The organism is Pseudomonas sp. TH08 (genome assembly GCF_016651275.1).
In the GTDB taxonomy this organism is placed as follows: Bacteria; Pseudomonadota; Gammaproteobacteria; order Pseudomonadales; family Pseudomonadaceae; genus Aquipseudomonas.
Window position 1 is genome coordinate 154,939 of record NZ_JAEKEE010000004.1, and the last position, 22,719, is coordinate 177,657.

The 22,719-nt window shown below is 59.9% G+C and carries 19 protein-coding genes; 9 read left to right on the plus strand and 10 right to left on the minus strand.

The genetic code is table 11. The features are described 5' to 3' along the window. Positions 1-72: 72 nt before the first annotated feature. From JFT91_RS17920 to JFT91_RS17940, 5 genes are all read left to right on the plus strand, one after another. A complete protein-coding gene (locus tag JFT91_RS17920) occupies positions 73-3,150 on the plus strand; it encodes an autotransporter serine protease (protein WP_201233346.1) in 3,078 nt (1,025 codons plus the stop codon). 75 nt (positions 3,151-3,225) lie between these two features. Beyond that, on the plus strand, positions 3,226-4,914 hold the full coding sequence (locus JFT91_RS17925; RefSeq protein WP_201233348.1) for a polyurethane esterase: 1,689 nt from the start codon (positions 3,226-3,228) through the stop codon (positions 4,912-4,914). Between the two features lie 197 nt (positions 4,915-5,111). Continuing rightward, a complete protein-coding gene (locus tag JFT91_RS17930) occupies positions 5,112-6,965 on the plus strand; it encodes a polyurethane esterase (protein WP_201233349.1) in 1,854 nt (617 codons plus the stop codon). Between the two features lie 239 nt (positions 6,966-7,204). Then, complete coding sequence (locus tag JFT91_RS17935) at positions 7,205-7,579, plus strand: hypothetical protein (RefSeq protein WP_201233351.1); 375 nt, start codon at positions 7,205-7,207, stop codon at positions 7,577-7,579. A gap of 111 nt (positions 7,580-7,690) precedes the next feature. Then, positions 7,691-8,164: a hypothetical protein gene (locus JFT91_RS17940; protein ID WP_201233352.1), complete on the plus strand. Its 474-nt coding sequence runs from the start codon at positions 7,691-7,693 to the stop codon at positions 8,162-8,164. Positions 8,165-8,178: 14 nt separating this feature from the next. Here JFT91_RS17940 and JFT91_RS17945 read toward each other — a convergent pair whose 3' ends face one another. From JFT91_RS17945 to JFT91_RS17955, 3 genes are all read right to left on the minus strand, one after another. Then, the gene (locus tag JFT91_RS17945) at positions 8,179-9,474 is read right to left on the minus strand and encodes an OprD family porin (RefSeq protein ID WP_201234010.1); all 1,296 of its coding nucleotides are present in this window, start codon (positions 9,472-9,474) and stop codon (positions 8,179-8,181) included. 182 nt (positions 9,475-9,656) lie between these two features. After that, complete coding sequence (locus JFT91_RS17950) at positions 9,657-11,360, minus strand: amidase (protein WP_201233353.1); 1,704 nt, start codon at positions 11,358-11,360, stop codon at positions 9,657-9,659. Positions 11,361-11,631: 271 nt separating this feature from the next. Next, a complete protein-coding gene (locus tag JFT91_RS17955; RefSeq protein WP_201233355.1) occupies positions 11,632-13,014 on the minus strand; it encodes an aspartate aminotransferase family protein in 1,383 nt (460 codons plus the stop codon). Positions 13,015-13,171: 157 nt separating this feature from the next. Between JFT91_RS17955 and JFT91_RS17960 the strand changes: the two genes are divergently transcribed. Further along, complete coding sequence (locus JFT91_RS17960; protein WP_201203579.1) at positions 13,172-13,798, plus strand: TetR/AcrR family transcriptional regulator; 627 nt, start codon at positions 13,172-13,174, stop codon at positions 13,796-13,798. Positions 13,799-13,854: 56 nt separating this feature from the next. Here JFT91_RS17960 and JFT91_RS17965 read toward each other — a convergent pair whose 3' ends face one another. Further along, positions 13,855-14,448, minus strand: coding sequence for a DUF502 domain-containing protein (locus JFT91_RS17965; protein WP_201203580.1), 594 nt, complete (start codon positions 14,446-14,448; stop codon positions 13,855-13,857). A 117-nt stretch (positions 14,449-14,565) separates the two neighbouring features. Here JFT91_RS17965 and JFT91_RS17970 point away from each other — a divergent pair, with 117 nt between their 5' ends. After that, positions 14,566-15,174 carry a nucleotidyltransferase domain-containing protein gene (locus JFT91_RS17970; RefSeq protein ID WP_201233356.1) on the plus strand — a complete coding sequence of 203 codons (609 nt, stop codon included), beginning with the start codon at positions 14,566-14,568 and terminating at the stop codon, positions 15,172-15,174. A gap of 110 nt (positions 15,175-15,284) precedes the next feature. On the opposite strand, the gene proP is transcribed toward JFT91_RS17970, so the two are convergent. The 6 genes from proP to JFT91_RS18000 form a co-directional block, all read right to left on the minus strand. Continuing rightward, positions 15,285-16,790 (minus strand): glycine betaine/L-proline transporter ProP, encoded by a 1,506-nt coding sequence (gene proP / locus JFT91_RS17975; protein WP_201225729.1) that lies wholly within the window; start codon positions 16,788-16,790, stop codon positions 15,285-15,287. Between the two features lie 360 nt (positions 16,791-17,150). Continuing rightward, on the minus strand, positions 17,151-17,510 hold the full coding sequence (locus JFT91_RS17980) for a DUF6124 family protein (protein WP_201233358.1): 360 nt from the start codon (positions 17,508-17,510) through the stop codon (positions 17,151-17,153). Positions 17,511-18,121: 611 nt separating this feature from the next. Further along, on the minus strand, positions 18,122-18,481 hold the full coding sequence (locus tag JFT91_RS17985) for a DUF6124 family protein (RefSeq protein ID WP_201233359.1): 360 nt from the start codon (positions 18,479-18,481) through the stop codon (positions 18,122-18,124). Positions 18,482-18,889: 408 nt separating this feature from the next. Beyond that, a complete protein-coding gene (locus JFT91_RS17990) occupies positions 18,890-19,450 on the minus strand; it encodes a hypothetical protein (RefSeq protein WP_201203583.1) in 561 nt (186 codons plus the stop codon). Positions 19,451-19,513: 63 nt separating this feature from the next. Then, complete coding sequence (locus JFT91_RS17995; RefSeq protein WP_201203585.1) at positions 19,514-20,173, minus strand: DUF3313 domain-containing protein; 660 nt, start codon at positions 20,171-20,173, stop codon at positions 19,514-19,516. Beyond that, entirely contained in the window at positions 20,173-20,487 is a 315-nt protein-coding gene (locus tag JFT91_RS18000; protein WP_201203588.1) for a hypothetical protein, read from the minus strand. Before JFT91_RS18000 ends, JFT91_RS17995 begins: the two co-directional genes overlap by 1 nt. 162 nt (positions 20,488-20,649) lie before the next feature. Here JFT91_RS18000 and JFT91_RS18005 point away from each other — a divergent pair, with 162 nt between their 5' ends. Together JFT91_RS18005 and JFT91_RS18010 are read left to right on the plus strand one after the other, a co-directional pair. Beyond that, on the plus strand, positions 20,650-21,357 hold the full coding sequence (locus tag JFT91_RS18005; RefSeq protein WP_518524880.1) for a response regulator: 708 nt from the start codon (positions 20,650-20,652) through the stop codon (positions 21,355-21,357). After that, on the plus strand, positions 21,354-22,682 hold the full coding sequence (locus JFT91_RS18010; RefSeq protein ID WP_201203590.1) for an ATP-binding protein: 1,329 nt from the start codon (positions 21,354-21,356) through the stop codon (positions 22,680-22,682). The genes JFT91_RS18005 and JFT91_RS18010 overlap by 4 nt, the downstream gene beginning before the upstream one ends. Positions 22,683-22,719: the final 37 nt, after the last annotated feature.

Sequence of the window (22,719 nt, forward strand, 5' to 3'; positions counted from 1 at the left end):
CCTCGCCACAGGTAAGCGTAACGGTTTGAGAGAGACGGATTTTTTCGCAACATCACTAAGGAAGGTCGCTGGATGAATAACAATAAAACCCCCGCGCAAACGGGTGGCCGTTTTGCCCTGAAAACCCTCACGCTCGCCGTGCTCTGTGCCATCGGCACAGTCCATGCCGCGCCCTACGTGGAGAACGGTCGCACGGGCGATCCGTCGAGTTGGCGCAGTGCCGAGTTTCAGGCTGACTGGGGCCTGGGCACCATCGGTGCCGATCACGCATACGCCGCCGGCTACACCGGTAAAGGCGTAAAACTCGGCATCTTCGACCAACCGGTCTACGCCGCGCATCCAGAGTTCTCGGGCAGCAATAAAGTCATCACCCTGGTCACCAGCGGCATTCGCGAATACACCGACCCGTATATCCCGGTGAAGGCCGGCGATGCGTTCCGTTATGACGGTTCGCCCTCGGTCGGCTCCGACGGCAAACTCGGCGCGCACGGCACCCACGTTGGCGGTATCGCAGCCGGCAGTCGTGACGGCGGGCCGATGCATGGCGTGGCTTTCGGCGCGCAGATCATCAGCGCCGACAACGGTGATCCGGGCCCGGAAGACGGTATCGTCCGCGGCAACGACGGCGCGGTGTACAAGGCCGGTTGGGATGCACTGATCGCCAGCGGCGCACGGATCATCAACAACAGCTGGGGCATCGGCATCACCGACCGTTTCGACCTCGGCGGCCGCAACCCGGCGTACCCGCACTTCACCGTCAACGACGCGCAATTGCAGTTCAACGAAATCCGCACACTGCTCGGCACCAAGCCAGGCGGCGCCTATGACGGCGCGATTGCCGCTGCGCGCAGTGGCATCGTGACGATTTTCGCTGCGGGCAACGACTACAACCTCAACAACCCGGACGCCATCGCCGGTCTCGGCTATTTCGTCCCGGACATCGCGCCGAACTGGATCACCGTTGCCGCACTGCAGCAGAACCCGGATCTGACCAGCGCCAATCCGTACATCATCAGCACTTTCTCGTCGCGTTGCGGCTACACCGCGAGTTTCTGCGTCTCGGCCCCCGGCACGAAAATCTACAGCTCGATCATCGAAGGCACCAACGCCGACAACCTGACCACGGGCTACAAAAATTACAACGGCACCTCAATGGCGGCGCCGCACGTGGCCGGCTCAATGGCCGTGCTGATGGAGCGCTTCCCATACATGACCGGCGATCAAGTCGCCACGGTCTTGCGTACGACCGCTACCGACCTCGGCGCGCCGGGCATCGACGCGTTGTACGGCTGGGGCATGATCAACCTGCGCAAAGGCATCGACGGGCCGGCGATGTTCGTCACCGAGAAGGACATACCTGAAGAGTTCCGCATCGACGGTGCCTACGGTTCCGGCCAGTTCGTCGCGGACTTGCCGGGCATCGGCGCGATCATCGATCAGGGCAAACCGACCGAACGCGTGTGCAACGACATCACCTGCGGCCTCGACACTTGGCGCAACGACATTTCCGGCCATGGCGGCTTGACCAAGCAGGGCATCGGTACCCTGGTGATGACCGGTAATAACTCCTACAGCGGTCCGACGCTGGTCAATCAGGGCCGTTTGGCCATCAACGGCTCGCTGGCGTCAGCGGTGACGGTCAATGACAGCGGCATCCTTGGCGGTAACGGCCGCATCGGCGCACTGTCGGTGAAAAACGGCGGTACCGTGGCGCCGGGCAATTCCATCGGCACCCTGAATGTCGCAGGCGACGTGACCTTCGAGCCGGGTTCGACCTACGCGGTCGAAGTCTCGCCGACGTCCAGCGACAAGATTGTCGCCGGTGGCAAGGCGGTGATCGACGGAGCCACGGTGAGCCTGTCGCTGGAAAACAGCCCGACGCTGTTGACCACCACCGAGGTAAAAAGCCTGCTTGGCACGCAGTTCAACATCCTCCAGGCGGCGGGCGGCATTCAAGGGCAATTCGGTCAGGTACTGCCCGACTATGCGTTCCTCGGCGGCACCCTGGCGTATTCAGCGAGTGGTGTGCAACTGGACGTCGGGCGTAATGGCGCCTCGTTTGCCAGCGTTGGCCTGACGCCGAATCAGCGTGCCGTCGGTGCAGCCGCAGAGCGTCTGGGCGCAGGCAATGCGCTGTTCGAGACGCTGCTGCTGTCACCCAACGCCGCCTCGGCGCAACAGGCGTTCCAGCAACTGTCCGGCGAGATTCACCCGGCCATTGGCACGCTGTTGATCAACGACAGCCGTTACCTGCGCGAGGCCGTCGGCGAGCGTCTGCGTGAGCGCGATCTGTTCAACGCCAATGCCCCGACTGACGATCGCAGCAACGCCTGGGTCAAGGTGCTTGGTTCGTGGGGCACCAGCGATGGCGGCAACAAAAATGCCGATTCCACCAGCTCCATCGGTGGATTGCTGGCCGGTGTCGATGGCTTGATTGCTGAAGATACGCGCCTCGGTTTCGTTACAGGTTATAGCGACAGTTCATTGAGCATGGGCAGTGGCACGCATTCGTCGGCGTCGGTCGACAGCTACCACTTGGGTGCGTACCTGGGTCATCAAATCGAAGCACTGCGTCTGACCGTGGGTGGCGCTTACAGCTGGCACCGTATCGATGCAAAACGTGACCTGCAATTCGGCGACGTCAGCGGCAAACAGAAAACCAAACGCGATGCGAGCACAGCGCAATTGTTCACCGAAGCGGCTTATGATCTGGGCTTGCAACCGATGAACCTGGAACCGTTCGCCAATCTGTCTTACGTTCACCTCAACACCGACAGTTTCACCGAGAAGGGTGATGCTGCTGCATTGAAGGGCGGTGAGGACAATCGTGACGTGGTGCTGTCGACGCTTGGTGTGCGTGCCAAGCGCACGTTTGCCCTGTCGGACAAGCATCAGCTGGAACTCGGCGCAAGCCTGGGCTGGCAGCACAACCTGAGCAGCGTCGATGCTGACAGTCATCTGGCCTTTGCCAATGGCAACAGCGCGTTCAATGTGCAGAGTGTGTCGATGGATCGCGATGCCGCCGTGGTCGGTGTGCGCGCAGGTCTGGCGCTCAACCGCGATGTGCGGGTGAACCTGGATTACAACGGCCTGATCGGCTCGAACGAGAAGGATCACGGTGTGGGTCTGACCCTCGACTGGCAGTTCTAAACAGCACTGGCAGTGCTAAAGCGTACCGGCAGTTCTGCAGAGAACTGCCGGTTTTGAAGGAAGAGAGAGCACAACATGGGACTGTTCGATTATAAAAATGCCGATGGCAAAGCGTTGTACAGCGACGCCATCGCACTGACGTTGTATGCCTACACGCCGACCGGCCAGGCATTGCCGGCCACCGGCTGGAAGCCCGTCACGGCGACAGCGCTGGGCTATCAGGGCAAGGTCGGCGTGCAGGGCACGTTCTTCGGCGAGAAAGAAGGCTTCACCAGCGCCGAAGCCGAAGTGCTCGGCAAATATGATGCTGCCGGCAAGTTGATCGGTATCGGGGTTGCCTTTCGCGGCACCGGCGGGTTGGGTTTCAGCGACACCTTCGGCGACTTGAAAAACAACCTGCTGGCCGCCATCGGGCCGTCGGATTACGCGAGCAACTACGCAAAAAACGCTTTCGACAACCTGCTCAAGTCTGTCGCGGCATTTGCCATCGCCAACGGTATCGCCGCCAAAGACGTGCTGATCAGCGGCCACAGCCTCGGCGGGCTAGGGGTCAACAGCGTCGCCGAGTTGAGTGGCAGCAACTGGGGCGGGTTCTTCAAGGACGCCAACTACATCGCCTTCGCATCGCCGACCCAGAGCAGCACCGGCAGCAACGTGTTGAACATCGGCTACGAGAACGATCCGGTTTTCCGTGTGCTTGACGGCACCACGTTCAGCACGGCATCGATGGGCAAACACGATAAGCCGCATGAGTCGACCACCGACAACATCGTCAACTTCAACGACCATTACGCGTCCACCGCGCAGAACCTGGTGCCGTTCAGCATCATCAATCCGCTGAGCTGGTCGGCGCATGGATCGCTCGGGTATGCCGATGGCTTGAATCGAGTCATCGACTCGAAGTTCTACAACCTCACCAGCAAGGACTCGACGATCATCGTCTCCAACCTGGAAGAGGCATCGCGGGGTAAAACCTGGGTCGAAGACCTCGGCCGCAGCGGCGAACCGCACACCGGCAGCACCTTCATTATCGGCACCGACAGCAACGACTGGCTCAAGGGCGGGGCGGGTAACGACTTCCTTGAAGGGCGCGGCGGCGATGACCGTTTCCGTGATGACGGCGGTTTCAACATCCTGCTCGGCGGCCAGGGCCACAACACGTTCGAACTGCAGAAACCGTTGCAAAACTTCAGCTTCGCCAACGACGGTGACGGTACCTTGTACGTGCGTGACGCCTATGGCGGCATCAGCATGACCCGCGACATTGGCGCGCTCGTGAGCAAGGAGTCAGGTTCGTGGTGGAGCAGCAAGGAGATCACCTGGAACGTCACCGCCAAAGGCCTGACCAATGGCGACGAACTGACCCAGTACAGCCACTCACTCAGTGGCGACGCCTACGGCAACGCGCTGCACGCGACGGCCGACGGTGACTGGCTGTTTGGTCTGGGGGGCGATGACCAACTGATCAGCGACAAGGGCCATGTGACCTTCGTCGGTGGCGCCGGCAACGACGTGATGACGGCAGTGGGTGGCAACAACACCTTCCTGTTCAGCGGCGCGTTCGGCTTCGATGCCATCAACGGCTATCAGGGCAGCGACAAACTGGTGTTCATGGGCGTCGAAGGCGCGGGGCAGGGCTACGACTACAAGCAACATGCGTCGCAGGCCGGCAACGACACCGTGCTGAAGATTGGCGAGTATGCCGTGACCCTGGTCGGGGTTGGCGTGACTAACCTGTCGGATTCAAGTTTCGTCTTCGCCTAGATCCAATGTGGGAGCGAGCCTGCTCGCGAAGAGGGCATGTCAGTCAGTATTTTAGTAGCTGACACACCGCTTTCGCGAGCAGGCTCGCTCCCACCGTTAAAAGCAGCAAGTAGTTTTGAAATGCTCCGGGGCGTCCCCGTGGGGCGCCCTGGCTGTGAGCTATCTCTGACAATTCCAACAAAAGAGAGGCAATAGCAATGGGTGTGTATGACTACAAAAACTTCACTACAGCTGATTCCAAGGCACTGTTCAGCGATGCCATGGCAATCACGCTGTACTCCTACCACAACCTCGATAACGGCTTTGCCGCCGGTTATCAGCACAATGGTTTCGGCATTGGCCTGCCCGCGACACTGGTCACGGCCTTGCTGGGGGGCACCGACTCCCAAGGCGTCATCCCCGGCATTCCGTGGAACCCCGATTCGGAAAAACTCGCGCTCGACGCTGTGAAAAAGGCCGGTTGGACACCCATCACCGCCTCGCAACTGGGCTATGACGGCAAGACTGACGCGCGCGGAACCTTCTTTGGCGAGAAGGCCGGTTACACCACGGCTCAGGTCGAGATTCTCGGCAAGTACGACGCCCAGGGCCACCTCACGGAGATCGGCATTGCCTTTCGCGGCACCAGCGGCCCGCGTGAGAACCTGATCCTCGATTCCATCGGCGACGTGATCAATGACTTGCTCGCCGCGTTCGGCCCCAAGGATTACGCGAAGAACTACGTCGGCGAAGCGTTCGGCAATCTGCTCAATGATGTGGTCGCGTTCGCCAAGGCCAACGGCCTGACCGGCAAGGATGTCCTCGTCAGCGGCCACAGCCTCGGCGGCCTTGCAGTCAATAGCATGGCGGATTTGAGCGGCGGCAAATGGGGCGGTTTCTTTGCCGATTCCAACTACATTGCCTACGCCTCACCGACCCAGAGCAGCACCGACAAAGTGCTTAACGTCGGCTATGAAAACGATCCGGTGTTCCGCGCCCTCGACGGCTCGACCTTCACTGGCGCGTCGGTTGGCGTGCACGACGCGCCGCATGCGTCGACCACCGACAACATCGTCAGTTTCAACGATCACTACGCATCGACCGCGTGGAATCTGCTGCCATATTCGATCCTCAATATCCCGACATGGATTTCGCATTTGCCGACCGCTTACGGTGACGGCATGAATCGGGTCATCGAATCGAAGTTCTACGACCTCACCAGTCGCGATTCGACAATCATCGTGGCCAACCTGTCCGACCCGGCGCGTGCCAACACCTGGGTGCAGGATCTCAACCGCAACGCGGAACCCCACAAGGGCAGCACGTTCATCATTGGCAGCGACGGCAACGATCTGATCCAGGGCGGCAGCGGCAACGACTATCTGGAAGGCCGCGCGGGTAACGACACCTTTCGCGACAGTGGCGGCTACAACGTCATTCTTGGCGGGCAGGGCAGCAACACCCTCGACTTGCAGCAGTCGGTGAACACGTTCGAATTCGCCAACGACGGTGCCGGCAATCTGTACGTCCGCGATGCCAAAGGCGGAATCAGCATCACCCGTGACATCGGCAGTATTGTCACCAAGGAGCCGGGCTTCCTCTGGGGCCTGTTCAAGGATGAAGTCACCCACAGCGTCACGGCCAGCGGCTTGAAGGTGGGCAACAACGTCACCGCCTATGAATCGAGCGTCAAAGGCAGCAGTGGCGCCGACACGCTCAAGGCCCACGCCAGCGGCGACTGGCTGTTCGGCCTCGATGGCAACGATCATTTGATTGGCGGCACGGGCAACGACGTGTTTGTCGGCGGTGCCGGCAATGACCTGCTGGAATCGGGTGGGGGAGCCGATACGTTCCTGTTCAACGGCGCGTTCGGGCAGGATCGGGTGGTCGGATTCACCTCCAACGACAAACTGGTGTTCCTTGGCGTGCAGGGTGTTTTGCCCAACGACGACTTCCGCTCCCATGCCTCAACGGTGGGGCAGGACACGGTGCTGACGTTTGGTCATGACTCGGTGACGTTGGTTGGCGTTTCGCTCGGTAGCCTGAACGCCGACGGCATCGTCATCGCCTGAAGCAACCGCTAACGTGTGGCGAGGGAGCTTGCTCCCGCTTGAGTGCGCAGCGCTCACAAATATTTGTGGCCGCTACGCATCCCAGCGGGAGCAAGCTCCCTCGCCACAAATCGGTATTCGAAGTGACTCGGTGGCCATCCTCTGACTCAAAGCCCTGCAAAAACAGGAAATGCGGCCTAAAGCGAGCACGTGCCCACACGTTCTACCGCTAGCCACCATTGATTACAGGAGATTCAAACGTGAAAGGTTTCAAGGGGTATGTCGGGTTTATGGGTTTGGTGCTGTGTTCGGCCAATGCCTGGGCCGACCTGCCTCAAAGCTCGATTCTGAGCCGTTACGGTATTAGCACCGATCAGTTGCCGGCGCCGGCAAAAACCGACGTGAGCGAACCTGCCGAAGAGAAAAGCCGCTTTCAGATCCAGCCCGAACAGCCGTTCGTGACCCTGCGCCTGGGTGACGGCAAGCAGCCACAAACCACCGGCAACCTGAGCATCGACCGCATGGCGCAACAGGAGCGGGAACGTTGCCAGCGCCTGCAGGGCGAACTGGCCCGGCGTGGCGGTCAATACCTGAGCTGCGACAACAGCATCCCGGGCATGACCCTGGACCAGTAACCCTCTCGAATCCACTCCAGCAACCGCCGAAGGCTGTGATCTTTTGATCTGCAACAGCCTTCAGCCCTGTAATATCCGCTCACCCTGACAATGGACTGGCGGTGCCCCTCCTTGAGAAAGACCACTCGACTGATCGTGCTTTGCTCCACGTTGCTGATAGCTGCGAATGCAGGCGCATTGGCCTGGCTTTACTACGTGGTCACTTACGCTTCAGTGACGCGTGGCATGCCAATGATCAGAACCACGGAGCCCATGCTCATCGGCGGGCGTAACGGTGATGAGCACAGCTACGTGCTGCCGTTGGGCACCACGCTCTACGAAGATCAGAGCTACCCGGAAGGCTTTACCCGTTATCTGGTGTACTTCAATCACAAGGGTCCGATCGAGCACGAGACCGTAACGATGGAGCCCAAATATCGCGGCACCCTGATTGATCCGCTGTGGCTGGAAACCATCGACGCCGACACGCTGAAAGATGTCTTCAAGCGCTTTCCCTTATCCCGAAGCGATATCGCGGCGGCGATCAAGGCCAACGAAATAACCAAAGACGATCTGACCGAGATCATCCAGTCGATGCCAAAGTAAAAGGCTGGCTGCAATCAGAACCCCAGCGGGTACTGAATCACCACATAGATCCGGTCGATGTCATCGCCCGCCTGAGCGCTGTTCGCCCGATGCGAAACATGCGACACCTGCACCGACAAATCCTTCGCTGCGCCCGACTGGACGACGTATTTCAAATCAAGGTCGCGCTCCCAGTGCTTGCCGCCATTGCCTTGCTGCGGCTGGAACTCACCGCTGTCGGCATCGAACGGGTTGTAGGCGCCGCCCTTGGGCGCGTGGGTGCCGTCGATGTGATCGCCGCTGACGTAGCGGGTCATGAAGTTCAGACCGGGAATACCCAACGCGCCGAGGTCGAGGTCGTAGCGCGCTTGCCACGAACGTTCGCCGGCGCCGTTGAAGTCGGCGTATTTGATCGAGTTGGCGAGGTAGATCGAGTCGCCGCCGACGAAATCGAAAGGCGTGTCGCCGTCGATCCGCTGCCAGCCGAGCATCACCGCGTGTGGTCCGAAGGCGTACTTGCCCGACAGACTGAACGCGGTGTTGTCGATAGCACCGGCCAGCGCCCGGCCGGTATCGCGGGTGTGATAGAGGTTGGCGTCGAGCAACACGCCTGACTGCTTGAAGTGCAGGTTGCCGTAGTACTGATGCCAGGTGTCCGTCAACTCGGAGGCATAGACGGCACCGCCCAACGGACTGTCGCCGAGCAGGTCGGCGCCGAGGAAACTGATGGCGCCCGCCTCGATGTTGGCGCCGTAACCGTAGAAATCACCCTTGCCGGAAGAACTGTTCTGGTTCTTGAACGCCGTGAAATGCCCGGCCTGAAGCGTGAGGTTGTCGATTTCCCGACTGGTCAGCAGAAAACCCGTGGCGTACTCCGGTTGCAGGCGTTTGTCGCTGGTGTCGAACACCGGGGTTTCCACGGTCATTTCGCCAAACGCCAACGTGCTGCGCGAGGCCTTCAGTTTCAAGGCACCGCCGGCACTGGAATAGTTGCTGGCGCTGCGGCCATCGCTGTCGACCGGCAACAGGCCTGTGCCGGAGTGACCTTTGCCACCATCGAGTTTCAAGCCGGCAAAGGCGTGGGCATCAATACCAAACCCGACAGTTCCCGGGGTGAATCCGGATGAGAAAGTGCCGATAAACCCTTGCGCCCATTCCTGTTTGTAGTTTTTTCCGGTGGGCGAGGGTGAGCGGTAATCGTTGCTGAGGTAGAAGTTGCGAGTGAGCACTTGGGTTTTGGCATCGTCGAAAAAGCCGTCGGCGACGGCCGTTTCGGTTAGCCCGCAGAGCAGCAATAACAGGGTGAAACGCGCAGTCGCGAATTCGGTCATCGTCGGTGGCCAACATAATGAGTTGACGCTGATGATCAGTGGATTCTGTGCGAAGGGATTGAGGTTATGTGCTGTGCCGAACACCAATCCGTGTAGGAGCTGCGGCACGCTGCGATCTTATGATTTTAAAGATCTGGATCAAAAGATCGCAGCGTGCCGCAGCTCCTACATTGATATCGCCGTTACGACAGTGGTGGGGTGCGGGGCGGGATTTGGCGTTTGTTGCCGGTTGACTCGAACGCCGCGGCCAGACGCAGCAGGCTCGAATCGTCGTAGGCGCGACCGGCGAAGGTCAGGCCGACCGGCATGCCGATGTCGGCCATCACGCCCATCGGCACGGTAACGGTCGGTACGCCGAGGTGACGGATCGCCAGGTTGCCGTTGGCCACCCATATACCGTTGCTCCAGGCGATGTCGGCCGACTCAGGGTTTACATCGGCGTCCGCCGGGCCGACGTCGGCGACGGTCGGGAACAGCACGGCGTCGAGGCCCAGCGAGTCCATCCAGTCTTCGAGGTCGATGCGCCGGGTCTGCTCCAAACCGCGCAGGCCGTCAGGCACGGTGGAGATTTCATTCCACGGCGTGATGCCGCGCTCGGCCATGCGCACGTATTCATCCATGCCCGCCACCAGATCACCCTCACGGTTAGGCAGCGTACCCGGTTCGTGGGGGAAGATTTTCGGCCCGTCGACGTCGACCAGACGATTGAGTTTCGGGTCGCCGTTGACTTGCAGGAAATCGTCGAACGCCCATGCGGTCAGGTCCCATAACTCATGGTGAAGGAACTCTTTCGAGACCAGACCACGGGTGAATACAGTCGGCGCGCCGGGACGATCGCCTTCGCAGTTGGAGACCAACGGGAAGTCGGTTTCGATGACTTCGGCACCGGCCGCTTCGAGGGCCTGACGCGCCTGCTTCCACAACTCAATCACCGACGCACGGGTATTGATGCGCTGGCCGGTCGGGCCACCGATGCCCGGGGCTTCGCTGGTGCCGGCTTCAGGGTCGGCATTGATGAACATGCGCGGGACGGCGAAACGCTTGCCGGCCAGCGCTTTGGCGTCAGCGGCCAGATCAGCGTAAGCGGCAGGGCGCACCTCGTTGACGCTCGGGATCGGCACCCACGGTTGCAGGCGCCAGAGGTCGCCACGGGTGTCCGGGTCTTCGGCAACGACGATGTCGAGGACTTCGAGCAGGTCGGCCATGGTGCGGGCGTATGGCACGACGACATCCATGGTCGGGGTCAACGGCCAGTTGCCACGTACCGAAATCACGCCGCGCGAAGGGGTGTAGGCGCACAAGCCATTGTTCGACGCCGGGCCACGCCCGCTCGACCAGGTTTCTTCGGCCAGACCGAACGCGGCAAAACTCGCGGCAGTGGCGGTGCCGGCACCGTTCGACGAGCCGGAAGCGAAAGGCGCAGTGAGGTAGTCGGCGTTGTACGGGCTCTCGGCGCGACCGTAGACACCGCGCTGCATACCGCCATTGGCCATCGGCGGCATGTTGGTCTTGCCCAGGCAAATCGCCCCGGCGCCGCGCAGGCGTTCGATGGTGAAGGCATCGCGATAGGCGACCAGATCAACGAAGGCCGGGCTGCCGGATGCAGCGGTCAAGCCCTTGACCAGATAACTGTCTTTGGCGGTGTAGGGAATGCCATCGAGCGCGCTCAGGGTTTCGCCTTTGGCGCGGCGAGCGTCGGCGGCCCGCGCTTCGTTCAGCGCTTCGGGGTTGCGCACGACCACGGCATTCAGCGCCGTTGGGGTGTCGGCGCCATCGTAGGCATCGATGCGGGCGAGATACGCCTGCACCAGTTCAACCGACGTGGTCTGACCAGACTCCAGCGCTGCGCGCAGGTCGGCAATGGAAACTTCGGTAACTTCGATCATGCGGTCACCGCCGTTGGACGTACGGTGTTTTTCCTGGAATGGGAGTTCATAGCGGTTCTCGTTGCACGGCTTCAAGCGACAAGGTTAAGACTGGCGCCTATTTAACACCAAGCCGGGCGCGGAGTAATCGACGGGATTGATCTTTGTCCGCCCTGACACCGCGTGCAGCCCTTTCGCGAGCAGGCTCGCTCCCACAGAGGAACGCATTTCAATTGTGGGAGCGAGCCTGCTCGCGAAGGCGGTAGTCCGGCCACCCTATTCCTTCAGCCAATCACAGCACGCCGTACTCACGGGCCGTGCGATCCACCGCAATGCGCGTCTTGTCGATCAGCTCATCAAGCTCCGCACGGCTGGCGATCAGGGCAGGGGCCATGATCATCCGGCCCAACGTCGAGCGAATGATCAAACCTTCTTCAAAGCCGATCGTGCGGCAGCGCCAGGCAATGTCGTTCTCGTTGGCAAAACGCTTGCGGGTCGCCTTGTCTTCAGCGAACTGCAGCGCCGCGACCAGCCCGACACCCTGAATTTCACCGACCAGCGGATGATTGCCGAATACCTCGCGCAGGCAGCTTTGCAGGTAAGGCCCGGTATCGGTTTTCACCTGAGTGACCACACCTTCATCACGCAAGGCTTTAAGGTTGGCGATCGCCACCGCGGCGGCCACCGGGTGTCCGGAATAGGTCAGACCGTGAGCGAACACGCCACCCTTTTCCACCAGCGCTTCAGCCATGCGCCGCGACAGGATCAAGCCGCCCATGGGGATGTAACCGGAAGTGAGGCCCTTGGCGATCGACAAAGTGTCGGGCTCAAAGCCGAACGCCTGATGCGCAAACCACTCACCGGTGCGGCCAAAGCCGCCAATGACTTCGTCAGCGCAAATCAAAACATCATATTTACGGCAAATGCGTTGAATCTCCGGCCAGTAAGTGGCCGGGGGAATGATCATGCCGCCCGCGCCCTGGAACGGTTCGGCGACAAAAGCGGCGACCTTGTCGGCGCCCAGTTCGAGAATCTTGTCTTCCAATTGCCGCGCCGCACGCAAGCCGAATTCTTCCGGGCTGAGGTCGCCTTCGTGGGCAAACCAGTAAGGCTCGTCAATGTGCGCCACATCGGGAATGGTGCCGCCCATCTCATGCATGAACTTCATGCCGCCCAGCGCCGTCGCCGCGAGTGTCGAGCCGTGGTAACCATTCCAGCGGCCGATCATGATTTTCTTCTGGGGCTTGCCCATTACCTGCCAGAACTTGCGCACGGTGCGGATCAGCACTTCGTTGGCCTCGGACCCCGAGTTGGTGTAGATCGCGTGGCTGTAGTGCTTCGGCAGCAGGCTGAACAGCAGCTCGGACAGCTCGATCACCTTCGGGTGGGTGGTGTGGAAGAACATGTTGTAGTAGGGCAATTGCTCCAGTTGCGCGGTCGCGGCGGCGGCCAGATCCTTGCGCCCGTAGCCGAGGTTGGTGCACCACAGGCCGGACATGCCGTCCAGATACCGATTGCCGTCGTTGTCCCACAACGCCAGGCGATCACCGCTGACCATCACCCGTGGACCTTCTTCGTTGAGGGCCTTCTGATCGACAAACGCGTGAATGTGGTGAGCGCCATCGGCGGCTTGAAAATCACGGGTGCTGCGGGTCGGATCGAGTTCGGCGGACATGACTGATCTCCAAAAGAATTGGGCAAGTGAGTGCGTTCATTCCAGCGGTGCACAGCTAATATTTGTCACCTAAAAATATTTTTGTAAAGAAAATATTTGTCGATGGAAAAAGATATCCGTAGGCTGACCGGCATTGGCAAGGCACAGCAGGCACGACATGAGCGGACTCAGAGAGCGGCAAAAGGAACAGCGCAGGGAAGTCATCGCGCAGGCAGCACTTGAGCTGTTTATCAGCAACGGGTTCGGCGCGACCACGCTTGAACAAATTGCCAATGCAGCGGCGGTTTCCGCGCCGACGGTGACCAACTACTTCGGCGGCAAGCAGGAGATTCTGCTGGCACTGCTCAAGCAACCGGACGAGCAGGCCATGCGCGAGGCGCGGGCCAATCTCGATGACGACAGCGATCCACTTGAGGCGTTGTGCGAGTTCGAAGGCCTGATGACCGATTACCAACTGCAAGCCATGCCGGCGTCACTGTGGCGCGAATTGGCGCCGTTTCTGCTTACCGGTGAGCTGGCCCAGGCGTTGAGCCCGTGGAATGCGGCGGTGATCGAAGAAACCAAAGCGTTGCTGGTGCATTTTCAGGCACTGGGCAAAGTCCGCGAGTCCGTCGATATCGATGTGGCTGCGACCTTGTTCAACCAGTACGCGAACATGGCCTTTATTCGACTGGCGACCGAAGCGGCGCCGGATCGAGAAGCGCATGCCGGGCATATGCGCAGTGTGCTGGGGCTGATCTGTCACGGCATTCTGAGCCTGGCGCCGGAGCCGAAGGACAGGTGATCAACCGTGGCGAGGGCGCTTGCTCCCTCGCCACGGGGGTCTTCAACATCGAGAGGTCAGGCTTTCGGCAACCACGGTTGCATCTGCTCCAGCAAACCCCGTCCGCCCCGGCGCAATCCTGCCGCCAGGCTCAGCCATGACAGGTCGGTCATGATCACCTCGCAGGCGCGCAGCAAGCGAACTTCCCCGGCCGTGCCGCCGGCAGTCCCGCCATCAGGCATGTACACCGTCATCCAGTCGCCGACGCTCTCCACCACCAGACACAGGCGCCAGCCTTGCTCTTCGGCGATCATGCCGACCTTCGTCCCCTCGGCGTGCTCCATGCCGGCAAACCGCGCCGTGGTGTCCTTGAGCAACTGATAACCCGGCAAATTGCTCAGCACTTTGTCTTCGGTGGCTTCAATCGCCCGGGCCGCCGCCGAGGTCTTGGCCAGAAGGCCGGCAAGAAAACACAGGACGATCAGGCCCACCAGCGTGGCTAGCGTCACCACTGTCACGCCCGCCACATCATGACCTTCGAACATCGGCAGCAACTTTTGCACCGGCCCGCGCAGCAGGTGAATGGCTTTCTCGATCAGGACGAAGATCAGCACCAACGGCAGAATAAACAGCAGTCCGCCGATCACGGTGGTTTTGATGAACTTGAACATGACAGCTCCTTGATGACGATCAGCAATCAAGGCTAGCTGATAAAAATCCCGGGGCAGGTGCGCGATGAAACTCATGGCACCATGGCGGCCGGATGCGCTTAACAAGGAGCAGAGCACATGAAAGTACCGGATCAGCAAGCATGGCAACCGTGGACGCCCGATGAATTGGCGCAACGCCTGAAACAAATTTCACGCCCCTGGAGCGTGGTGGGCGGATGGGCGCTGGATCTGTGGCTGGGCAGACAGACTCGCGATCACGGTGATCTGGAGTTCACCGTCCTGCGTGATGATTTCCTGCTGTTCAGACAAGCGCTGTCGCCCTTGCAGTTCTACACCGTCAGAGACGGCACGTTTGAGTTTCTGTCGGCAGAGCGGATGCCCGGCGAGGAGATATTTCAGGTCTGGGGTTTCGATGTCGTTGCCAATGTCTGGCGTGTGGACGTGATGCTGGAGTCCGGCACGTCGGACATCTGGGTTTACAAAAGAGACACGTCGCTGGTTTACCCGCGTGCGGAAATGGTCGTCCTGAGTGCCACAGGTATTCCGTATCTGAAACCTGCGGCCATTCTGCTGTTCAAGGCCAAACATACCCGGCCCAAGGATCAAGCGGATTTCAGTCTCGCCTTGCCGAATCTGCCTTGCGAAGATCGGCATTGGTTGGCTCGACATCTGGCGCAACTGCACCCGGACCATGAATGGACAAACAGGCTAGAAAACGCCGAATGACTGTGTGGCGAGGGAGCTTGCTCCCGCTGGACGCGTAGCGGCCCCTAAAAAGCAGGACTGCTGCGCACTCCAGCGGGAGCAAGCTCCCTCGCCACAAGGTGGTGGATTGATTACTCGTTGATTCGCGGGTGTTGTTGCACCAGATTTTTGCGCTTGGCTTCCAGCTCAGCAATTTCAGCGTCGATGTCTTCGATCTTCTGCTCGATGTTGTCGTGATGCTCTTGCAGCAGCTCTTTGGCTTCCTCGAGGTCAGAAGCCGCTGGCGCCGCGCCTCGCAGTGGTTTGTTCGCGGTTTCTTTCATGGTCACGCCAGTGACCAGCCCGACCACGGCAATCACCATCAGGTAATACGCCGGCATGTACAGGTCGTTGGTGCTTTCCACCAACCAGGCGACGACAGTCGGGGTCAAACCGGCAATCAGCACCGAAATGTTGAAGGCCGCGGCCAAGGCGCTGTAGCGGATGTGCGTGGGGAACATTGCCGGCAAGGTCGAGGCCATCACGCCGATGAAGAAGTTCAGCAACACGGCCAACATCAGCAAGCCTGCGAAGATCAGGCCGATCTTGCCGCTATTGATCAGCATGAACGCCGGAATGGCCAGGATGAACAGGCCAATACTGCCGACGACGATGAAGGGTTTGCGGCCAATCTTGTCGCTGATAAAGCCAATCGCAGGCTGCACGAACAGCATGCCGACCATGATCGCGATGATGATCAGCACGCCACGGTTTTCGCTGTAATGCAGGTTGTGCGACAGGTAGCTCGGCATGTAAGTGAGCAGCATGTAATAGGTGACGTTGGTCACCGCCACCACGCCGACGCAAGTCATCAGGCTGCGCCAGTGCTTGGTTGCGACTTCCTTGAACGACACTTTCGGGCCGCCAGCGAGGCCTTCGCGATCACCTTGTTCGAGTTTTTCGACGTGTTGCTGGAACGCCGGGGTTTCTTCCAGCGCGTGGCGCAGGTAGAGGCCGATCATGCCCAGCGGCAGGGCGAGGAAAAACGGCAGACGCCAGCCCCATTCTTCGAATTTCGCTTCACCCAGCGTCGTAGAAATCAACACCACCACGCCAGCACCGAGAACGAAACCGGCAATCGAACCGAAGTCCAGCCAACTGCCGAGGAACCCACGCTTGCGGTCCGGCGCGTATTCAGCGACGAAGATCGAAGCACCGGTGTACTCGCCGCCGACCGAGAAACCCTGGGCCATTTTCGCCAGTAACAGCAGGATCGGCGCCCAGATGCCGATCGAGGCGTAGGAGGGAATCAGGCCGATGGCAAAAGTGCTGAGCGACATGATCACGATGGTCGCGGCGAGGACTTTCTGCCGCCCGTACTTGTCACCCAGAGCGCCGAAGAACAGGCCGCCCAAAGGTCGAATCAGGAACGGCACCGAGAACGTCGCCAGTGCAGCGATCATTTGCGTGCCCGGATCGGCGCCCGGGAAAAACACCTTGCCGAGCACATAGGCCACAAAGCCATAGACCCCGAAGTCGAACCATTCCATGGCATTACCGAGCGCCGCCGCCGTAATGGCTTTGCGCATCTTGGCGTCGTCGACGATGGTGATGTCTTTCAGGCCGATCGGTTTGACGCTGTTTTTACGTGATTTCATCCGGGTTTTCTCTTTACTGATCCATCTTGCCGCGTTGATGCCATCTAATTGATGGCGCGTGCTCTTTGGGTCAGATACATGAGGACACGAAATAATTCACCGCTAACTGCTTTTTTTCCCTGTAGGCGCTGCCGAAGGCTGCGATCTTTTGATCTTGCCTCGCGAAAACGGCAAACCCCGCCATCCCGATCGAACAGGATGGCGGGGTTCTTCTGCCTGATGGAATTGCGTTGCTTACTCGGCAGTCTTCGCGAGCAGGCTCGCTCCCACAGTTGATCGCGTTCCAATGTGGGAGCGAGCCTGCTCGCGAAGGGGCCAGAGGATTACTGAATAACTCAGCAAGCGTTCACAGTCGCGGCCTCAACCCGGCACCTGCAGATTATCCAGCACCCGATTCACCGCCAGTTCCCCCAGCATGATCAGTTGCGCAATCCCCAGCAGCGTCCGGCGTTGTGAGGCGGGTATGAGATGAGCGAAATCATTGACGATGGTTCTGGCAGAAGCGAGGGTTTCGCAGGCATCGACCAGCAGCTCTTCGTTTTTGAAGTCTGCTGTTACGGCATACATCCTGCGGATTTTACGCGGAGGTGGCGTTGAGCCGGGTGGGCAGAGGTAGTGATCGAGGGCTCGGTCGGCGGCTTCGTTGAGCTTTTTCGATTCGAGGGATTCGTAGGGCGAAGTGGGGTCAGTTTCGGGCGGATTAGGTGTTGGTTTGATCATGGTGAAACTCCTTGAGAAAAACGGAGCCGTCAACGATCGCTGCTAAACGAAGAGGTGGCGGCTGTACGCGGGTTAGCAGACCAGGCTCAAGGATCCCGGCGCACCGAAGTGCCCCACGCAAAGCCGCCATAACGTAATGGCGGAACTCGCGTGCCTTGAGAATTGCCGGGCTGCGAAACCCGACCGCTGATTCGTCAGCGACCGCCCCACAATAGAACCCGCCCCCAAGGCGCACAAGCCGGCGGATTCTGGCGTAGCTGTAGGCAATTACGCAAGGATGCGTAGCCTTGGGCGCGTGTCTGAAAGTGTCTTTTAAACACGCCTGTTTAGATCAAAGGATCGCAGCCTTCGGCAGCTCCTACATAGCCCGGTGTAGGAGCTGCCGAAGGCTGCGATCTTTTGATCTTACCTCGCGAAAACGGCAAACCCCGCCATCCCGATTGAGCAGGATTGCGGGGTTTTTCTGCCTGATGAAATTGCGTTGCTTACTCGGCAGTCTTCGCGAGCAGGCTCGCTCCCACAGTTGATCGCGTTCCAATGTGGGAGCGAGCCTGCTCGCGAAGGGGCAAGAGGGTTACTGAGTAACTCAGCAAGTGCTCACAGTCGCGGCCTCAACCCGGCACCTGCAGATTATCCAACACCCGATTCACCGCCAGTTCTCCGAGCATAATCAGTTGCGCAATGCCCTGCAACGTTCGGCGCTGCGACGCGGGTAGGAGGTTGGCGAAGTCATTGGTGATGGTTCTTGCCGAAGCGAGTGTTTCGCACGCATCGACCAGCATCTCCTCGTTTTTGAAGTCGGCGGTAACGGCGTACATTCTGCGGATTCTACGTGGAGGTGGCGTTGAGCCGGGCGGGCAGAGGTAATGATCGAGCGCGCGGTCGGCGGCTTCGTTGAGCTTTTTCGATTCGAGAGATTCGTAGGGAGAGGTCGGGTCGGTTTCGGGCGGATTAGGTGTTGGTTTGATCATGGCAAAAGCCTCTAGAGTAATGAAGCTGCCACCGTTCGCTGCTAACGAAGGAGGTGGCGGCTGTACGCGGGTTAGCAGACCAGGACTCTAGAACCCGGCGCACCGAAGTGCCCCACGCAAAGCCGCCATAACGACAACGGACCTTGTGCGTCTAGAAGATAACCCGGGCTGCTAAACCCGATCACTGAAATCTCAGCGACCGCACCACAATAGAACCCGCCCCCAAGGCGCACAAGCCGGCGGATTCTGGCGTAGCTGTAGGCAATTACGCAAGGATGTGTAGCCTTGGGCGCGTGTCTGGAAGTGTCTTTTAAACGTGTCCGTGTAGATCAAAAGATCGCAGCCTTCGGCAGCTCCTACATAGGCCGGTGTAGGCGCTGCCGAAGGCTGTGTTTTCTAACGCAACGCCTAATTCGTCAGCGAAACAACGATATCCAGCGCATTGATCGGCAGGTATATCAGGGTGACAGTCGTGTAGGCCTTGCGTGATTTCGCCGCGAAAGCACACAGCGGAAGAATGATCATCAACACATCCAGCACACCCCACAGCGCAATCGGCGAGGCTTGAAACAGGAACACGTTAACGATCAGCCCGAGAAACAGATACGTCGACAACGAGAGCAGGGCGTAGCGGCCGTCCTGTTCGAAATAGACCCGCAAGCCGTTCTGTTCATCTTCGCTTCGACTCGGCAGCAACAGCGCCGAAGAGACGAACAGCGACAGCGCCAACAGCACCAGCAACAAAAACTCCGCGAAGGAAAAGGTCGACTTGATCTGCGGCAGCGAATTGACCGCCCACCAAAAATCCAGCTGCGTGGCGAACAGCGTAACGGCCCAGACCAACGCCACCCAATCCGGCGCCGCCACCCGGCGGATGCGGAACACCGTCAACGCACCGAGCAGCAGCCGAGTGACCGACAGCCCCAGAATCATCGAGAGAATTGTCGCTACGATGGGGAAATTGCTCATCACTGGCCGTGTCCCGTGTGCTGCCAATACCTGCATTTCACGTTAGACGAGAAAACGGCCGCACTACCGACGAATCGCTCCATATGATTGCCCCAGATCACTGGCCCAGCCATCCAGCACCCCTTTGACGTCATCCGCCGTCAGCACCTGTTTGTCGTTTTCCAGCGCCACACCGGTGCCCTTGCGCACGACTTCGGCAACCACTTCGCCGGTCGAGCCATCCTCGAACGAGACTTCGGTGGCTATTTCACTGTCCTGATCGCGAATGCCGGCAGCGGTGCTGACCCCGGCAGCCACCAAAGTGACCGGCAACCATTCATAAAAGCGCAACCCCTGAGTGCTCGCGGCAACCCGGGTAATCGCGGGCCTGACGATCAGCGTATCCGGGCCGGGCATGGACACCAGTTGCAGGACTTTGCCCAGTTCGTTTCTCAGGGCCGCGTCGTAATACTCGGTGACGCCAGACAGCGTGCTCAACGGAATACGCCCGGTCGGTTCAACACCGGGGTAAAACTGGCTCGGCGCCAGATAAACTTTGGTGTAGCGGCCCCTGGCCAAGGCCGGGCTGACCCAACTCAGGACGTTGTGCCCCGACGGTGATTGGTGCTCTTTCAGAACGCTGTAATCATGCAGAAACCCCGTCTGTTCAGCGTTATTGCTGCTGCACCCGGACAGGCTCAGGGACGCGGTGCACAGCAACGACATCAGGCAATGGCCTCTCATCAACGCACTTCCTGTTGCTTGGGCGTGGAGTGGTCCGAGCACTCGATGTGCAACTGGCCGTGGCGCATGATCCAGTCGATAAGGTCGGCGGCGGCGATACTGTGGACGTACTCGACCCAGTGCGCACTGGTCGGGCTGAATTGCTCGAAGTAGCGACGCAGGACGATCCGGCTCTGATCGCTGGACACGCCCAGGCATGATTCCTGAAACACAATCGGCGTGTCGGGGCCGAGCGCGGCGGTACGCTGGCTGAGGATCAAGGGACGACTGCTGTGATGTCCCCCGGTGCTATGGCTGTTGTTCAATACCTTCATGCGAACCCCCTGGATTGGAATGGCTGCAGAGTGCCCGAGGGGTTTTGCCGGACGATGTCCGCTTGATGTCTGTCATGCAGGAATGTTGCTCGATTGAAATAAATGACCCGGGCGGCGAAATGGCTTTAGATAAGCTCTTTTTGGTCCATGGATCCTGTAACCGTGAGCAGACTGCTGATCGTCGACGACGACGTGGAAATCCTCTCGCTGCTGAAGAAGTTTTTCATCCAGCACGCCTATGAAGTCGACGTGGCGCCACACGGCGAAGCCATGTGGGCGGCGATTGCGCAGCAGCGCCCGGACACGATCATTCTTGACCTGATGATGCCCGGCGAAGGCGGCCTGAGCCTGTGCCAGAAGGTGCGGGCGCAGATGGCGATTCCGATCATCATGCTCACCGCCATGGCCGAGCTGAGTGACCGCATTGTCGGCCTGGAACTGGGCGCGGACGACTACCTGACCAAGCCGTTCGCGCCGCAGGAATTACTGGCCCGCGTGCGCCCCCTGCAACGCCGCGCCGGCGAACAGCGGAGCCCGGTTGAACCGTCGCGGCCGGTGATCGGCTTTGCCGGTTGGCATCTGGATATCACCTGCCGCGAGTTGCGCTCGCCGGACAACGTGATGATTCCGCTGTCCGGTGGCGAATTCGATTTGCTGGTGGTGTTTCTCGATCATCCACAACGCATTCTTACCCGCGAGCAGTTGATCGATCTCACCCATGGCCAGGGCCACGACGCTTTCGACCGCAGCATCGATGTGCAGGTCAGCCGCTTGCGGCGCAAGATCGAACCGGACTGCAAACGTCCGGATCTGATCCGCACCGTGCGCAATGGCGGTTATATGTTCACCGCCAAGGTCAGCCGCTCATGATCCGCTCCATCCTGCGTCGCGACACCCTGAGCCGACGGATTGCCCTGACGATCGTGGCGGCGATGCTCACTTCGCTCGCGCTCAATGCACTGTTTGTGCAGGTCGCTGGCATTTGGGCCAAACCGCCAATTGAACGCACTGGCTTGCTCGAGCAGATAGCCGCGACCACCAAAGTAATCGAAGCGGCACCCGCCGGTTTGCGCCCACAACTCGCCGCAGCTGCGACCAGTCCCATGCTGGAGGTCACATGGAATGAGCAACGCGCCGGGGTGGGGTTGCCCATCGGCGGCGAGCCGGTCAAAGCGGGCAGGGTGCCGGTGCTGCATCAATTGCTGGGTGATGATCGAAACATTCAGGTATTCAATCCGGCCGACTGGCCCAGTGACAACCCGCGCGCACGCTATGCCGCGCTGGTGCAGTTGAAGGACGGCAGCTGGTTGTCGTTTTCGCCGCCGGAGCGTTCCTGGGGAGTGGACATCGGTACACGGATCGCGGTCATCATCGCCCTGGGTTTGATCGCCACCTTGCTGGTTGCCTGGATTGCCACCCGCCAACTGGCCAAGCCCCTGCAACGTTTCGCCAACGCCGCCAGACGCTTTGGCGGCGATCTGCGCGCGCCGCCCATCAAGATTGAGGGCCCGGACGAGATCCGTCAGGTCATCGTTGCCTTCAACACCATGCAGGCACAGATTCAGCATTTCATTGGCGAACGCACGCACATGCTCGCGTCGATTTCCCACGACTTGCGCGCGCCGCTGACCCGCATGCGCCTGCGCAGCGAATTCATGGAAGACCTCGATCACCAGGGCAAACTGATTCGCGACATCGAAGAGATGCAATCGATGATCAACGCCGCGCTGGCGTTCTTCCGCGAAGACACCCGGCCAGAGCAACGCACTGCGTTCGACCTGTCGGAGTTGCTGCACACCATCGTCGATGACTATCGCGATCAGCACATCGCCATCGACTACGACGGCCCGGCGCGCCTGGTGTACGAAGGCCGGCCACTCGGCATCAAACGGGTGATCGTCAACTTATTGGAAAACGCCGAGAAATACGCCCAGCACCCACGTATCGAGTTAAGCGCTGATGAGCGCTTGATTCGCATCGATGTCAGCGACGAGGGCCCGGGCATTCCCGAAGAGTCGTTGCAGCGCGTATTTGATCCGTTCTTTCGCCTCGAAGCCTCACGCAACCGTCATACCGGTGGCGTCGGCCTCGGGCTCTCGGCGGCGCGGGCCATCGTGCGCGAACAGGGCGGAGAGCTGACTTTGAGTAATCGCAGCGGTGGCGGGCTGTTGGCGCGGGTCGAGTTGCCGCAGTAAAGGGTGGGCGACGATTATGCGGATAACTCTGTAACAC

Coding starts and splice junctions, on each gene's coding strand:
- JFT91_RS17920 (WP_201233346.1), top strand. CDS start 73: ATGAATAACAATAAAACCCCCGCGCAAACGGGTGGCCGTTTTGCCCTG.
- JFT91_RS17925 (WP_201233348.1), top strand. CDS start 3,226: ATGGGACTGTTCGATTATAAAAATGCCGATGGCAAAGCGTTGTACAGC.
- JFT91_RS17930 (WP_201233349.1), top strand. CDS start 5,112: ATGGGTGTGTATGACTACAAAAACTTCACTACAGCTGATTCCAAGGCA.
- JFT91_RS17945 (WP_201234010.1), bottom strand. CDS start 9,474: ATGACCGAATTCGCGACTGCGCGTTTCACCCTGTTATTGCTGCTCTGC.
- JFT91_RS17950 (WP_201233353.1), bottom strand. CDS start 11,360: ATGATCGAAGTTACCGAAGTTTCCATTGCCGACCTGCGCGCAGCGCTG.
- JFT91_RS17955 (WP_201233355.1), bottom strand. CDS start 13,014: ATGTCCGCCGAACTCGATCCGACCCGCAGCACCCGTGATTTTCAAGCC.
- JFT91_RS17960 (WP_201203579.1), top strand. CDS start 13,172: ATGAGCGGACTCAGAGAGCGGCAAAAGGAACAGCGCAGGGAAGTCATC.
- JFT91_RS17965 (WP_201203580.1), bottom strand. CDS start 14,448: ATGTTCAAGTTCATCAAAACCACCGTGATCGGCGGACTGCTGTTTATT.
- JFT91_RS17970 (WP_201233356.1), top strand. CDS start 14,566: ATGAAAGTACCGGATCAGCAAGCATGGCAACCGTGGACGCCCGATGAA.
- proP (WP_201225729.1), bottom strand. CDS start 16,790: ATGAAATCACGTAAAAACAGCGTCAAACCGATCGGCCTGAAAGACATC.
- JFT91_RS17980 (WP_201233358.1), bottom strand. CDS start 17,510: ATGATCAAACCAACACCTAATCCGCCCGAAACTGACCCCACTTCGCCC.
- JFT91_RS17985 (WP_201233359.1), bottom strand. CDS start 18,481: ATGATCAAACCAACACCTAATCCGCCCGAAACCGACCCGACCTCTCCC.
- JFT91_RS17990 (WP_201203583.1), bottom strand. CDS start 19,450: ATGAGCAATTTCCCCATCGTAGCGACAATTCTCTCGATGATTCTGGGG.
- JFT91_RS17995 (WP_201203585.1), bottom strand. CDS start 20,173: ATGAGAGGCCATTGCCTGATGTCGTTGCTGTGCACCGCGTCCCTGAGC.
- JFT91_RS18000 (WP_201203588.1), bottom strand. CDS start 20,487: ATGAAGGTATTGAACAACAGCCATAGCACCGGGGGACATCACAGCAGT.
- JFT91_RS18010 (WP_201203590.1), top strand. CDS start 21,354: ATGATCCGCTCCATCCTGCGTCGCGACACCCTGAGCCGACGGATTGCC.